This is a genomic window from Paenibacillus sp. FSL H8-0048, assembly GCF_038002825.1.
GTDB lineage: Bacteria > Bacillota > Bacilli > Paenibacillales > Paenibacillaceae > Paenibacillus_AQ.
The window spans coordinates 2,256,288-2,271,255 of sequence record NZ_JBBODF010000001.1; the positions used below are offsets into that span (position 1 = coordinate 2,256,288).

Annotated in this window: 9 protein-coding genes; 2 read left to right on the plus strand and 7 right to left on the minus strand. The window is 52.4% G+C overall.

Annotated elements, in window-relative coordinates:
- Positions 1–48: 48 nt before the first annotated feature.
- The gene (locus NSU18_RS09835) at positions 49–1,695 is read right to left on the minus strand and encodes a response regulator transcription factor (protein WP_341020109.1); all 1,647 of its coding nucleotides are present in this window, start codon (positions 1,693–1,695) and stop codon (positions 49–51) included.
- A complete protein-coding gene (locus NSU18_RS09840; RefSeq protein WP_341020108.1) occupies positions 1,688–3,550 on the minus strand; it encodes a cache domain-containing sensor histidine kinase in 1,863 nt (620 codons plus the stop codon). The genes NSU18_RS09835 and NSU18_RS09840 overlap by 8 nt, the downstream gene beginning before the upstream one ends.
- A gap of 205 nt (positions 3,551–3,755) precedes the next feature.
- On the opposite strand from NSU18_RS09840, the gene NSU18_RS09845 reads away from it, so the two are divergent.
- Entirely contained in the window at positions 3,756–4,646 is an 891-nt protein-coding gene (locus NSU18_RS09845) for a carbohydrate ABC transporter permease (protein WP_341020106.1), read from the plus strand.
- Positions 4,646–5,482 (plus strand): carbohydrate ABC transporter permease, encoded by an 837-nt coding sequence (locus tag NSU18_RS09850; RefSeq protein ID WP_341020104.1) that lies wholly within the window; start codon positions 4,646–4,648, stop codon positions 5,480–5,482. Before NSU18_RS09845 ends, NSU18_RS09850 begins: the two co-directional genes overlap by 1 nt.
- A 79-nt stretch (positions 5,483–5,561) precedes the next feature.
- Here the strand turns inward: NSU18_RS09850 and NSU18_RS09855 are convergent, their stop codons facing one another.
- From NSU18_RS09855 to NSU18_RS09875, 5 genes are all read right to left on the minus strand, one after another.
- Entirely contained in the window at positions 5,562–6,671 is a 1,110-nt protein-coding gene (locus NSU18_RS09855) for a response regulator (protein WP_341020103.1), read from the minus strand.
- 36 nt (positions 6,672–6,707) lie between these two features.
- The gene (locus NSU18_RS09860; protein ID WP_341148894.1) at positions 6,708–9,803 is read right to left on the minus strand and encodes a hybrid sensor histidine kinase/response regulator; all 3,096 of its coding nucleotides are present in this window, start codon (positions 9,801–9,803) and stop codon (positions 6,708–6,710) included.
- Positions 9,804–10,005: 202 nt separating this feature from the next.
- A complete protein-coding gene (locus NSU18_RS09865; RefSeq protein ID WP_341148895.1) occupies positions 10,006–12,360 on the minus strand; it encodes a beta-galactosidase in 2,355 nt (784 codons plus the stop codon).
- 68 nt (positions 12,361–12,428) lie between these two features.
- Positions 12,429–14,006, minus strand: coding sequence for an extracellular solute-binding protein (locus NSU18_RS09870; protein ID WP_341020099.1), 1,578 nt, complete (start codon positions 14,004–14,006; stop codon positions 12,429–12,431).
- Between the two features lie 66 nt (positions 14,007–14,072).
- Positions 14,073–14,936, minus strand: coding sequence for a carbohydrate ABC transporter permease (locus NSU18_RS09875; RefSeq protein WP_445321849.1), 864 nt, complete (start codon positions 14,934–14,936; stop codon positions 14,073–14,075).
- Positions 14,937–14,968 lie beyond the last annotated feature (32 nt).

Here is a 14,968-nt window from a genome sequence, read left to right on the forward strand (position 1 = left end):
GGTACATAAGTGAACTTCTGAGGGTAAAAAAGTGTCCATGTAACCGTTTCACTTTTCTACCCCTGGCAGCCGCAGCCGGAATTCAGAAGGGGAGCAATCATAGTAATTGCGGAATGCCTTGCTGAAATAGTTCTTGTCCTTGTATCCCAGCATTTCAGAGATATCCTGAATTTTGAGGGCGGGATCGGCCAGCAGTGCTGTGGCTTTGTCCATCCTTACCTTTTGCACATACTCGTGAATGCCGTAGCCGTATTGTCCCTTAAAGAGCTTCATCAGATACTCTCTGCTCAGGAAATATTGTTCCGTGAACATCGATATCTTAATGTCCTCGAAATAATGGTTATCAATATACGCCTTAATATTCTCCAGCACACTGCTGCGGTCTCCGGCTACTGTCCGGCTGATCTCGCCCGCATAACGGTCGAAGATATCGTTAAGCACGCCCGCAAACTGCTCAAAGGAGGCAAAGTCGCTAAGAATGCCCAGGGATAACAGGCTGCTGTCCTTCCCGCTGCGGGTCTGCGGCGGCATAGCATCCAGCTCTGCAGCAATCTCACCCAGCAGCAAAATAAAGCCCTGCAGCGTACGGTCCGCCTCCCCGAGCGTGAACCCTTCCGTCTCTTGGCATTTGCGGATGAACTCACTGAGGATGCTGCGGGCATGGTTCACATTCCCGCTCTCCAGCGCGCTGCGGATCTGCGGCATCCGCCCGGTCAGGGAGGGAATATCCTTCGCTGCGGGATTCATCACATTGCCCTGCACAATCAGGCTGCCCCTCAGGCTGAGCAGGTCAACCATATCCAGTGAGGCTTTGGCCTGCTCATAGGAGGCGGCAATACTGAGCGAATCGCGGCAAGGCTCCCCGATTCCGCCTGCACAGAGGATTCCGAACAGCTCCTTCAAGGTAGAGGCTGCTTTCTTCATATGGTGCAGCGACAGGAAGGCCGCATCTGCTTCATAACCGCCCTTCATAGTGAAGATGGCAATGAACTCGCGCTCCCCCTTGGGGCTGGCGAAGCTGAACGACTCGAACTGCCCGTCCGTGTTCTCGTTCATGACATTCGTTACGGCAAATTGCAGCAGATCCCGGTCCCCGTGGAATCTTTCCTTACGTACCTGCTCCAGATTAAGCATCCGCAGCAGGCCGACAGCGAAATGGCTGGCTCCCCCGTCCACCCCGATCAGCGGGAGAAAGGCCTCATTGGACTGGGTCTTGAAGCTCCGGTCAATGATGGACAGATACATCTTCTCCTTCAGCTTCGGCAGCGACATATTGAGCGTAATATTGCGGCTGATGAACTCGCTCTCCCGCTTCCGCTTGGCCTCCAGCACCCCCACCGCCTTGCGCAGCGCATGGTTAAGATCTGTGCGGTTCACCGGCTTCAGCAGGTAATCCACCACCTTCGAGCGGATGGCCTGGCGCGTATACTCGAAATCATTATAGCCGCTGATCACAATCAGCAGCAGGTCCGGGAATTCCTGCTCGGCTATCTGCAGCAGCTCGGCTCCGCCCAGCTCCGGCATTTTCATATCCACCAGCACCAGATCGAACCGCTCACGGCGCAGCAGCTCAAGGCCCGCCTTCCCGTCTGTCGCCTCCCGCACCTCGCTGACACCAAGGCCCTCCCAATCCCCCAGGATATGGATCGCTTCGCGCAGCGGCTCCTCATCATCAATAATCAGCACTCTATACATGTTGTCCCACTCCTCCCCGCGGCAGCCGCATCTCCATTCGTGTTCCCTGCTCCGTGCTATGAATGACCAGACCTGACTCATCTCCATACAAAAGCTTCAGCCGGGTGTTCAGATTCTTCAGCCCGATACTCTCCATGCCGTCCTCCTCGTCCGTGTCCGCTGCGCGGTCCTCCCACTGCATCTGAAGTGAATTCAGCACCTGCTCCAGCCGTTCTCCGCTGATGCCCGGACCGTCATCCAGCACAGAGATGACGCTGTGTGTGCCGGTGATATGCGCCTCAATGGTGATGGTAACCGTACTTGATACCTTTTCCAGCGCATGCTTGATACAGTTCTCCACCAGGGTCTGGAGCGACAGCTTGGGGATTCTCAGCTCCATCAGGCTCTCATCCCAGGCGTACACCACCTGCATCCGGCTCCCGAACCGCGCCTTCTGCAGCGCCAGATAACGTTCGATATGCCGCAGCTCCTCCCTTGCCTGCACCACATCCTTGCCGCTAATGCAGTATCGCAGGGTCAGGGCCAGGTTGTCCACCATCTCGACAATATCATCGTTGTTGTTCTTGAGGGCCTTCGTTGAGATCGCCTGGAGCGCATTGTACAGGAAATGGGGATTAATCTCGGCCTCCAGCGCTTTCAGGACGGCGTTCTTTTCAACGATTTTCATTTTATAGCGTTCATTGATCAGCTCATTCGTCCTCTCGACCATCTTGTTGAAATGGCGAGACAGGTAGGCGATCTCATCCTTGCCCGCAACCGTAGCTTGCGCATCGAAGCTCCCCGTACTGAACCGCTGCATCTGGAGCGACAGATTCTTCAGCGGGTGGGTAATCCGGTTCGAGGTGAAGCTGACCAGCACCACAGAGACGATCAGGAACAGCAGGCCAATCGCCACACTTAACGTTCGCGTCGTTGTCGCCGCCTCATAGATTTGGGTGTAAGGAATCGGCTTGACGAGCTTCCAGCCCTCCTTTTGGCTGATATCGTAGATTACGAGGTATTTCTGCCCCTTGCCGGGCCAGGTTACGCGCCCCTTCTGCTCCGGTGTCAGCAGGTTCACCAGCCCCGCCTCCTTGCTCTCCCGGTAGAACTCCTTGTCATCCACCTTGAAGGGCTCGCCGTCCGGGCTGATATACATCAAATGCTCTCCGGTGCTGAACGGGATATCCCGCATAATCTCATCGGTCACGGAGGAGTTCAAATATAGCGATAACACTGCCTGCGGCTCGCGTGACACGATGGAGCGGATCAGCCGGTGATAGCCCATGAACACCTTGTCCCGGTTAACGGGGTAATCGGCGCTGTTCACGCTGGCCGGCTGTTCCTCCACGAACGACTGATAGGAACGGTTATACGGACTCTTAAGTGCCCGCTTATACCACGGCAGGTCATTAATAGGCGGATGCTCGGATACCCGGACGGTGATGTTATAGTTCTCCTTAGTGACATAATAATACTTCTGCTCCTTGATTACATAGAGGTATACAGCCTCCAGATCATTGCGCGAAAAATACAAATTCCGCAGATAATCCTCCACGTACATCCGGGAGCTGTAGTCTTCCGATTCATGCAAAAGCGCATAATTGAACTCATCATAGGAGATCTGCGGCAGAGACAACTGCTCAATCCCGCTCAGGTAGCTCTCCAGATTCCGTCCGACCAGAAGCAGGTTATTGCCTGTACTGGCAATGCTGTTATCGACCGATTCCCGCTGCAGCATGCTATAGGATATGTAGGTGAGTGAACTGACCACCAGGATGATGATAATCGTAAATAACAGAATCAGCTTATTAGCCAGGCGGCGGGATACCCGCGCCAGCAAAGGTCCGATCAGCTTAACCCACACTTTTCTCATGATGCTCTCCGCTCTCCCCGCTGCCGGTTTTGGGGTTTTCCGGCCTCCGCAGTCCGTTCACCTTTTTACCCTTAACTGTACTCTTAAATCCATTTTTGACGATAAGGGTCTGCTCTATAATACACAATATAGACTAACCGGAATGGTTAAGTGTGGCAAGCCAGGCCTTATTCTCCCACCCTATAACTCAAGAAGAGGTGCATCCATGTTAAAAACACCCGGCAAAAGATGGCGCGAGAAATTCGAATTCGGAATCTTCACTCTCCCGGTTCTGATCTGTATCGCTGTAGCCTTCTATATTCCCTTCGCGATGACCATCCGCTATTCGATGACCAAGTGGAACGGGATCTCCAAGCACCCCAAGTTCATCGGGCTGGATAACTTCAAGCAGATCTTCTCCGGCGATACCAACTTCTCCCATGCCGCCTGGTTCACGATTAAATACGCGGTGCTCTACATTATCATAGTCAACGTGCTGGCGATTCTGCTGGCGGTGCTGCTGGACATGAAACTAAGAAGCACCTCTTGGCTGAGAGCGGCCTTCTTCATCCCTTATATCCTCAGTCTGGTCATTGTCGGCTTCATCTGGAAGTTCATCTTCATGCAGGGCTTCAACTCGCTGGGCGAGAGCACCGGCTGGGCAATCTTTGATCTAAGCTGGCTCGGGACACCGGGACTGGCCTTCATCTCCATCCTTGGCGTATCCATCTGGCAGTCGATCGGGTTCTATCTGGTCATCTACATTGCCGGTCTGCAGTCTGTGCCTGAGGATCTCAAGGAAGCTGCTACAGTAGACGGAGCCGGACCGCTGAGAAAATTCTTCAGCATTACGCTGCCGCTGCTTGCCCCATCGATTACCATCTCTGTGTTCATGGCGCTCACTAATTCGATCAAAGTTTTCGATGTCATTCTGTCGCTGACCGGCGGCGGCCCCGGTGGAACTACCTATAGTATCGCGTATGATATCTACCGGGATACATTCCAGAACAACCTGTACGGCTACGGTACAGCCAAAGCGCTCATTCTGTTCCTTGCCGTGCTTGCCGTAACGATTATCCAGCTAACCGTCTTCAAACGGAGAGAGGTAGAGGCCTAATGACAACCAACCGTGGCAAGGCAGGCAAGATCATCCTGGAGGTTATTCTGATCCTCTTGTCTCTGCTGTTCCTGTATCCGCTGTTCCTGACGATTATCAACTCGCTCAAAAGCTTCGGCGAGGTCATGACCGATGTCATCGCCCTGCCGCAGAAGCTGACCTTCAGCAATTACGCCTATGTCTGGGAGTTCATCAACTATCCGCGGCTGTTCCTGAACAACTTTATTATTACCGGTGTCGGCCTGCTCGGTATCGTATTCATCTCCTCCATCGCCGCCTATAAGCTGGCCCGGACCAAAACCAGATGGAGCGGTGTCCTGTATTTCCTGTGCATTATGCCGATGCTGATCCCGTTCCAGTCGATCATGCTGACGGTCCTCCAGACCGCCAAGAACCTCAACCTGTCAGAGAGCACCTGGGGACTGGGTCTCCTGTATTGGGGTTTCGGTGCTCCGCTGGCAGTGTTCATCTATCACGGCTTCGTCAAGGGCATCCCTACAGAGATCGACGAGAGTGCGACAATTGACGGCGCTTCCGGCTTCCGCCTGTTCTTCAGCGTGATCTTCCCGCTGCTGAAATCGGTCACCACGACCATTATCATCATCGATGTCATGTGGATCTGGAATGACTTCCTGCTCCCGCTATTGATGGTCAACGGTTCACCTGAGACGAAGACGTTAACGCTGGCCGCTTACACCTTCGTGGGCCAGTATACCTCGGACTGGCAGTATGCCATGACCGCTATGGTAATGGCGGTGCTTCCATCGATCGTGGTCTTTATCTTCCTGCAGAAATACATTGTGAAGGGTGTTGTCGCGGGGGCGGTTAAGGGCTGATCCCTGTTAGCACCCTAATAAAAGGCGTCCTATAAGCCGTAACGGCTACATAGGACGCCTTTTATTTTTGCTGTGGGCCCTAATGAGCCTGCAGCCATTCATTCTTGATTTCCGGCGTTAGCTCAAGTCCCAGCTCATTCTTACAGGCAGCTTCAAACTGCTCATACAGTCTGTTGATATTCTCCAATGCGCCGCGTTCTCTATACATACTGATCAGGAAGCGGCTCATTTCCTCCTCCAGCGGATGCAGCGATAAGTATTGCTCAAGACGCAATTCCGCTGCTGCGCCATTTCCAGCCGCAAGCTCAGCCGCCGCCAATTCCCGAATCAAAGCTGTATATTGCTTGAAGCAGGCTTCCTCTAACGGGATCTTCCATAAGTAATTCTTGCCTTCCAGCAGCGGCCCCTGATAGAGCGAACAGAGCTCTTCGGCTTGTTCTGTAGTCAGTCTGCCCTCACTGTGAACCTGCTGCAGTTGATGATACAGCAGGAGATCATATTGTTTATTTGCCGTGTCCAGCCTGTAGCCGTCATTAAGCTTCTGTATGCTCATCGGAATTCCGTTCTCTTTCAGGACCTTTTTTAACAGGTACAGGGTATTATGCAGATTGGATAATCCCCGCTCTCCCTTCGCATCCTGCCACAACAAATCAATGAGCTTCCACTTGCTGATATACCGTCCAGGGTGGCACAGAAGATAAGCGAACAATTCCTCGGTCCGGCGGGTTCGGAAGTGAACCGGGAGTCCCTCCGGATTAAGGACTTCAAAGTCACCGAAGCAGCGGACAGAGAAGCTGGACTTGAGGGTCTCTGCAGGAGCGAGGGTCGTCCGGTGCTTGAACAGCCGCCCGGTGACCCGCTGAATCGCTTGCGGCGTGACAGGCTTGAGAATATAATCAAGTGCACTTACTTCGAATGCTTCAAGCGCATAATCCTTATAAGCCGTAGTGAACACAATCTCTGCCTGACCCAGCTGTTCATGGATATGCACTGCTAGCTGCAGCCCGTTCATCCGCGGCATTTCCACATCAATGAACACGATATCCGGTTGCAGCTCCTGCAGCTTCGCCAAGGCCTCTACCGGATTCGTAAAAGCTCCAACAATGCTATAATTGCTATTTTGGCCAACCAGTACCTTCATTAAATCCAGAATTGGCCGTTCATCCTCAACGATCATCGTGCGAAACATGGACGCCCCCTCCTTCACGCAGAATCATATTTACTCCTAATCCTCTGCAGCCCCTTGCCCGGAGCCGCTGAGCGGCAGATAGATCGTAACCTTCGTCCCGCTTCCTGCTTGCGAATGAATGCTTAAGCTCGCTCCCGGAATTGTATCCAGACGCTTGCGGATATTCTGAATACCAATGCTTCCTTGCAGCTCTCCGCGACTGTTCAATGTACATAACAGATCAGCGGGAATGCCGACACCATCATCTTCGACTAAGATCTTCATGTATCCGTCACCAGCCTGAATCCTTAAGGCAACCTTGCCTTGCCCCTCCTTCTCGAACAGTCCATGACGGATGGCATTCTCAATAAACGGCTGAATGCAGAGGGAAGGGATAATCACCGCCTTCAATGAATCATCCACCTGGCTGCTATAGTCGAACCTCTCCCCGAAGCGGGCTTGTTCAATTTCCACATAGGCTTGAATCAGCTCCAGCTCCCGGTATACAGGAATGACGAGTGTGGAGCGGTCCATATCCAGAATAAAGCGCATATATTGGCTGAGCATGGTTAACAGATAAGCTGCCTTGACGCCATCGGTATAACAGAATGAGATGATACTGCTCATCGCATTATACAGGAAATGCGGCTTGATCTGGGCTTGATGGAACGCATGCTCATGCCGGATCGCTTCCTGGATCGACGATTTCATGGCCAGCAGGTTATGAATCCGGGCCATCAGCGTCTCGCTCTCAAAGGGCTTGGTTACAAAATCATTGGCCCCGGCCCGGAAGCCCAGCGCAATATCGGAAGGCGCATCCTTGACGGTGGCGAACAATATCGGCAGATCTAGTATAGAATGACGGCTGCGCAGGGATTGGCATAATTCAATGCCTGATGTACCGGGCATCATGATATCCAGAATGACAAGGTCCACTTGCTGGTATTCCTGCAGTTTGGCCAACGCCTCCTTGGCGGAGAAGGCTACCAGCACATTATAATCATGACGGCGGAGAATATTCAGCAGTGTATGGATGTTGGAGGCCTCATCGTCTACAATCAGAATGGTCTGCCCTTCCCGGTCCAGTACATCATGCACCGTATAATCAACATCGGTATGCAGCGCGTAAGGTTCAGCGGTCTGTTGATATTCTGGAATAGGGTCCGCTACGGGCAGCGTAAATACCATGCGGGTTCCCTTGCCCTTCTCGGACCAGGCCACCCGAATCACACCACCCATCCGCTCCACCAGCTTCCTGCTGATATACAGCCCTACCCCCATTCCGGTATATCCATCCTGCGGCAGCAGCCTGTCCACCTGCCCGAAATATTCAAAGACCGCCGCATGGTTCTCTTCCGATATCCCCGTGCCGGTGTCCTCCACTTCAATGAAGACCTCACTCCCGGCTGCTCTTGCTGAAATCTGAATCGATCCGTGACTGGTATGCTTGATCGCGTTATGAACCAGGTTATACATCACCTGCCGCAGTCTGCTCTCATCCGCGAGTACCCAAGTACCAGCTTCCACCTGATTGAGCAGCTGCACCTCTTTGCCCGCCAGCTCGAAGCGGAGAATATCGTATACGATTTGGACAGCCACTCTAAGATCAACAGCGGTCTGGTGGAGCCGCAGCTCTCCGTGCCTCAGCCGGCTGACATCGATCAGATCCTGGATCAGCATCGACAGCTTCGTGGATGTATCCTTAATTAGCCACAGGTTCTGCTTCTGGCCTGGATGCAGATTCTCTTCCTTATTTTCCAGTAAAAAGGAGGTCATATTCATAATTCCATGCAGCGGTGTCTTGATCTCATGAGAGGTGTTCATCAGGAATTCATCCTTAAGCTGGTTCGCTGTCCATAGCTTACGGGATAGAATCTCTGTTTTGGCGTAGGCATTCGAGAACCTTACAGCCAACAGGACATTAATGAGCACGATAAAGGCAATGACTCCGCATCTTCCTGTAAAATTACTCTGCACCACATTCTCGGAATAGAGGCCGTCATTCATCAGATAGATCATCAGAGAAATGGCTCCGCCAATGAACAGCATCAGCTCCGCACGGTCTGCCACCTGGCTCTGCCTGCGGATATATAAATAAACCATTCTCGCTACAATGCCGAGCATAACGATCCAGAGATAAAATATGAAGATATATTTCATACGAATATGCACCCCGTACGGCAAAAGCACAACCATCACAAGATAAGCCATAAACGGGGTAAGAATCAGCTTCAGCCTGCGCAGCGACATCAGGTGCGACTCTACGGTACAAAAGAACATAATAATCAGTATCGCGCTAAGAAAGTGGCTGACATCCAGCAGCTTATATGAAAAATCAAAGGGAACAGACGGCAGGAGACGCTGAAACACCTTTTCCCCGTACAAGGAGTTCTGCAAGGCCAGAAATAATAAGAAAAATCCGCTAAGCAGATACTCCTTCTCTTGGCGGCCAATAAAATAGAAGCTCAGGTGATAGGCACCGAACATAGCCAAGATCAAAATGACTCCGATATCCGCACCAATCTGTACCATATTGCGCCGGGTGATGTCCTCTTGTGCCCCAAGCGTGAGGGAGTTCACAATTCCTCCGGTGACAAAATTATAGTTAGAGACTTGGATCACAACCTCAAGCTTGCGGGCATCCGGATGAAAAAATACCGAATAGGGTGTGTTTCCGGGTTGAAACACGCTTTGGTCCGTGGAAGGAAGACCGCTGCCCTCCTCCTCCTGTCCACCGATAAACAGACGGTGGGCCATGCGGATGCTTCTTGTTTTCAAGCCGAGTATTTCATCGGTATCCTTCAGCAATACCTGCAGGCGGTAAGTACCTGAACCCTTGCGGCTCATCCCGCCTTCCGGGTTCTTACCGCGCCAGGTGCCGGGAACCTTCAAATAGTCAGGCGGTGAATCATACTTGCCTAGCCGGAAATCCGCAGGGCTCAGCAGCTCATCCGGATAGAACTCCCATTCACCATCCAAATTCACGACTCCCTGGTGCTTAAGATTCCAATTGGACAGATCCAGTACTCCCTTCTCCACTCTTACCTCGCTTTGAGGAGGACGGGTCAGTGAGAAGATCATGAAGATTAAAGAAAAGACAATCAAGAAAAATATGCTGACTCCCGCAAGCCTGCGGATATTTACCTTTCTCACAAACAGCCTCCAGTACAAATCATCGATGTTATCATTCTAACTTAATGCACTTATAAAAATCTCACAAAATGTACTAAATAGATCATACTTGTACTCCTCCGCCACTTTTCCCTTTCAGTATGGTTTCAAGTTCTATCTGTATAACAAAAAAAAGCACCATCCAGCGGAGCTTCCTGGACAGTGCTTCCTTCTTACATTATCATTATCTGGTTAATCCGATCCGGTACACCGGAGTAGCGGTCACACTACGGAACACGGCTACGGCTTCGCCCTCGAACACCTTCTCCACCGCCATGGCGGCATCGTCGGCCAGCTTGACGGCACCGGTGCGGCGCGGCGTGGTCTCCAGTACGATCTCACCCCGGCGCAGCACCTCCCGGAACCGCGACAGGCCGATTTCCCACGGCAGGCCGTTATAGAAGTGGTCGTGGAACAGCTGTCCGGCAGCGAAGGCGTAGCCTACATTTCCTGTATAGTCGATGCTCAGCAGTACTTCTTCCGTACTCTCGAGGATATCCTCAGGCAACTGGAGGACAACCTTGTGGTCCTGAATCCGGCGCATGGTAACGGCGGCTTCCTTCTGCGGTACCTGTACTTCATAAGCCTGGAACCAGCCATCCTGTCGTCCGCTGACCGTTGCATCCGCCTGTGCGGTATTCCATTGCATTGCCGCCTCGGTTCCGCCCGTGTATTCACGGAAGGTGAATGCATGCTGCCCCTGGCTGATGAATTCCATCCCGCCAGGGGTCTGAACCGGAGGAACCGGTGAGAAGATGATGCGGCTGTGGCCGTTCTCCTCAAGCTCCCACAAGGTCGAAGCTTCACGAGCGCTCATGGCATAGATACGGACTTCTCTGGCTCCGTCCCGCCGAATCACAATCATAGAAGATTGCTCATGCGGAATCAGCACATTGTAGCCGCCGTTCTCTGCTACGTTCCCGGCATCCACAGTCACATCAAGAATGCCGGAAGCTGCATCGATCTGGAACTCACCGTCGACACCCTCCGGCATCGAGAAGAAGTAGACCGCTGCTTCCTCTGTTTCAGCAGCCGTAACAGGCTGGGCTGTGGCGAATTTAAGATTCAGACCATCCAGCGCGAAGTTGAACGGCAGCAGGAAGGAAGCCTTGGACTGAACGGTTAGCTGGCTCCGCTGCGGGAAGCTTACCGTTTCTTCTTCCAGCTCCACAGCGAACACAACCTCTTCATGCGTATCCATGTCCACATGGTCCTGATAATTATTGACGAACAGGAACCCGGACTTGCCATCCGTGCGGACGGCATAACGCAGCGTATGCGCATCCTCCGGCGTAACAGCTTGTGCCCCCTCGGGCAGCACAGTCGCCATCGGTGCCAGCCGGTCTGCGAACCGGCGCAGGAAATAATGCAGCGGACGAAGCAGATGATTCGACTCGCGGATCTGGCCGAATTCACCAATCGGCGCCTGAAAGTCATAGGTCAGCTTCGGCGTAGTGCTCTCGTTCAGGTATCCCGTTCTTCCCACCGGATTCGTTCCGCCGTGGAACATATAATACCCGATGAAGTTGCAGCCGCCGGCAAGCTTCATTAGGGTCATGGCGATGACACTTTCCGGCTCGACCTGGAACCGGGACAGATACCAGGTCTGCATCCCTCCGCCCATTTCGCAGCAGGCGAACGGGTATTTCGTCCGCGGATACGGCGGATTGAATTCACCGCCCGGCGCCTGCTCATCATGAAAGTTCACGAATACGTATTCCGGCGTCGGCTTCTGGACCTGATTCGGATCACTGATGCTCCATGGAGTATAAGCATACCCGCCATATAGCGGAAGCACCTCATCTTCCAGAAACGGTGCTTCGCCCCAGCCGGTGCTGGTATAGATCGGAGCAATCAGACCGGAATCCACCGCATACTTCTTAAGCAGACGCATATGCTCTGATCCCGCTTCGCCGCTTACTCCGCCGCTGAGATATTCGTCCCCCTGCTTAGCAGTTTCTTCCCAGAGTGCAGCCGCAGCATTCAGCTCATTCTCCAGCTGGATACCGATCACCGGGCCGCCATCCTTGAACATCTGCCCGTCGGCCTGAGTACCAATCTCCCGGAACAGGCGGTCCACATACTTCAGGTAGCCCTCATCATTGGAGCGGACCGCGAATTCGCGCCCGAACAGCCAGTCCGGCAATCCGCCGTTACGGACCTCGCCATGGCAGAACGGACCTACACGCAGGATGACGTATAGGCCATTATCCCGGCATAGCTCCACGAACCGCCGGAGATTCCGGTTGCCCGCCCATTCGAACACGCCTTCCAGCTCTTCGTGATGATTCCAGAAAATATAGGTCGCAACCACATTGATTCCCGACACCTTCAGCTTGCGGATTTCGCTCTCCCAGTCTGCCTCAGGATAACGGGAATAATGAAACTCGCCGCAGATGGCGAAATAAGGCTTGCCGCTGCGCTCCATATAATAATTCGTGAAGCTGAGCTCATCCCCTGAGGGACTGGTTCCGCCCAGCCGCAGCGTAGACGGGTAGATATGCTTGGGAGACACCTGAGCCTGAATCGTATACTTCATGAGAATTGCTCCTTTCATAAAAACTGCCCCAAAGCTAACGCTTTGGAGCAGCCCGTAAGCTTATGCTGTTATTTCTGCGCTGCGAGGAACGCATCAATCTGTGTTTGCATTTCAGTCTGAACCTTATCCAGACCTGCTGATTTCAGCTGCTTGATCAGGTCTGCCTGACCTTTAGCCAGATCATCAATCAAGCCGTACTCCAGCGGAATCGCATAACGCAGCATCACGTTGCCGATGTTAGCCACTTCGTTCTTCACTGGCGTAGTGTCGAAGACGAAGGTTTCGAGCGGGAAGTGATAGATGCTGGACTGCCAAGTGTTGAACATATCGTCCGCTTCTTTAGGATAAGCTGCATCCTGACGGTTCAGCGGGGAGTTCCAGCCCCAGTTCGAGAAGCCTGTGTAGTTAGCGGCAGCAGGACCGGCGGTGAACTTCTTGTCGCCTTCCGGATTGTAGTTGCTTCCGGCGATACCGTACATCGTCAAATCATGAATTTCTTTATCATTTTGAAGCAGATCCAGCAGCATCAGAGCGCGCTCAGGATTCTTGGAGGTAGCATGTACGGACATCCCGTTCTGCGTGGAGATCGCAGCAATTTTCTTTTTGCCCGGGGTAAGGTCAGCAATGGCCAGCTCCACATCCGGTTTGTCACGGCGCATTTCAGCCAGGTTAGCAGCTACAGTACCCAGGTTGTGTGCATAAGAGGACACCTTGCCTGCTTTAATATCCTGCCATACATCGTTTTTGTTGCTGACTACGTTCTTGGACCATGCGCCGTTATCGGCCAGGTCTTTGTAATATTGCAGCAGGGAAGTGAATTCCGGTGTGTCATAGATATTGAAGACTTTACCGGAAGCATCATCCAGCTTGTATGCCAGCGGAAGCAAGCTTCTGTCTACGATTTTGAAGTTGTTGTTCTGCTCCAGCAGTGTTTGATCCAGCTCATGGAATTTCCAGCCGTCTGCCGGCTTGGCTCCATAGGCAGTAATCCCTTTTTCGTCCTTGGCAATTGCCTTCAGATAAGTTGCGTACGTCTCAGGACTGTTGATTTCAGGCAGGTTATGCTTTTTGCGCAGATCCTCACGGTACAGCACCACTTTGTCGGTTACTTCAACATTATTGTTCGGAACCATGAACAGCTTGCCGTCCACTTTTGCCTGATCCCAGTTCACTTTCGGCATAGCTTCCCAGGTCTGCGGCATATACTTGGTCAGCATATCATCCGTCAGTTCCAGGAATCCGCCCTTCAGCGCCTGATCGTTATAGAAGGCCCAGTTCGCTGTATACACGAGGTCGAAATCTTCGTTCGCCGCGAATTTCAGCGGGTATTTCTGGGTCCAGTCAGACCAGTCGAGGAATTCAGTTTCTACGGTAGCATTGATTTTCTCTTTGAGCTTGGTGTTCAGCTCTCCGAAGACCTTATCGTAATCCCCAGGCTGTGGCCCGAGCAGAATCATTTTGAGCTTCACTTCTTTGGAGGTGTCCGGAGCGCCGGAATTGGTTGCTCCTTCCGATGCCGCCGGAGCCTTAGTAGCCTCCGCTCCTGTATTGGTGTTATTATTGCCGCCGCCGCATGCACTGAGGACCGTCCCTAGTGCCATCATCGTTGCAAGCGTTACTGTAAGTTTCTTTTTCTTGTTCATCATGACCGATATTTCCCCCTTAAGTAATAGTTGCCTCAAGTCTATATTGATAACCAGGTTACCCTGTGATCATCCTTTGACTGCACCAATCGTTAGTCCTGTTACAAAATACTTCTGGATGAACGGATACGCCAGCAGGATCGGCCCTGTAGCCACAATCGTCATGGCCATCTTCAGACTTTCGGTTGGCAGGTCTGTGTTGACTACCGCACCGGAGGCCATCATTGCCTTACGCATTCCATCCATGTTGCCTAACATTTTGTAGAGATAATACTGCAGCGGCATCAGCTCCGACTTGGAGATGAAGAGAAGTGCGTTATACCAGTCATTCCAGTAGGCCAAGGCAATGAACAGACCAATGGTCGCCAGAGCGGGCTTGGACAACGGCACAATCAGCTGCATGAAGATCCGGAAATCGCCGGCTCCGTCAATTTTGGCGGATTCTGTAATCGCATCCGGGATGCTGCCCATGAAGGACTTCATGACAATAATATAGAAGACGTTCATCATCATCGGCAGAATCAGTACCAGCAGCGTATCCTTCAGATGCAGATAGTTGATGATCATCAGATACCAGGGAACCAGGCCGCCGCTGAACAATGTAGTGAAGAAGAAGAAGAAGGAGAAGCGGCTGCGCCATTTGAAATCTCTCCGGGACAGCACATAGGCTGTCATTGACGTCAGGAACAATCCGACGATCGTACCGATGGCTGTAACGGAGATCGTTACGCCATACGCTCTGAGCATCTCAGCCGGATATTTGAACAGCAGGCTGTACGCTTCTGTCGAGAAGGCGGTCGGGAAGATCTGGAACCCTTTCTCGATAATCGCGCTCTCTTCACTCAGCGAGGAAGAGATAACCAGAATGAACGGGAAGATACAGAATATAGCCAATATCGTAAGGGTTACGTATCCGATAACGGATAGCACCATTTTGTCCCTGTTGGCAGGCTTTCTGCGTACTT

Bases quoted from the DNA above. Each gene is read 5' to 3' on its own strand.
- NSU18_RS09835 (WP_341020109.1), bottom strand. From the start codon at position 1,695: ATGTATAGAGTGCTGATTATTGATGATGAGGAGCCGCTGCGCGAAGCG.
- NSU18_RS09840 (WP_341020108.1), bottom strand. From the start codon at position 3,550: ATGAGAAAAGTGTGGGTTAAGCTGATCGGACCTTTGCTGGCGCGGGTA.
- NSU18_RS09845 (WP_341020106.1), top strand. From the start codon at position 3,756: ATGTTAAAAACACCCGGCAAAAGATGGCGCGAGAAATTCGAATTCGGA.
- NSU18_RS09850 (WP_341020104.1), top strand. From the start codon at position 4,646: ATGACAACCAACCGTGGCAAGGCAGGCAAGATCATCCTGGAGGTTATT.
- NSU18_RS09855 (WP_341020103.1), bottom strand. From the start codon at position 6,671: ATGTTTCGCACGATGATCGTTGAGGATGAACGGCCAATTCTGGATTTA.
- NSU18_RS09865 (WP_341148895.1), bottom strand. From the start codon at position 12,360: ATGAAGTATACGATTCAGGCTCAGGTGTCTCCCAAGCATATCTACCCG.
- NSU18_RS09870 (WP_341020099.1), bottom strand. From the start codon at position 14,006: ATGATGAACAAGAAAAAGAAACTTACAGTAACGCTTGCAACGATGATG.
- NSU18_RS09875 (WP_445321849.1), bottom strand. From the start codon at position 14,936: ATGGTGCTATCCGTTATCGGATACGTAACCCTTACGATATTGGCTATA.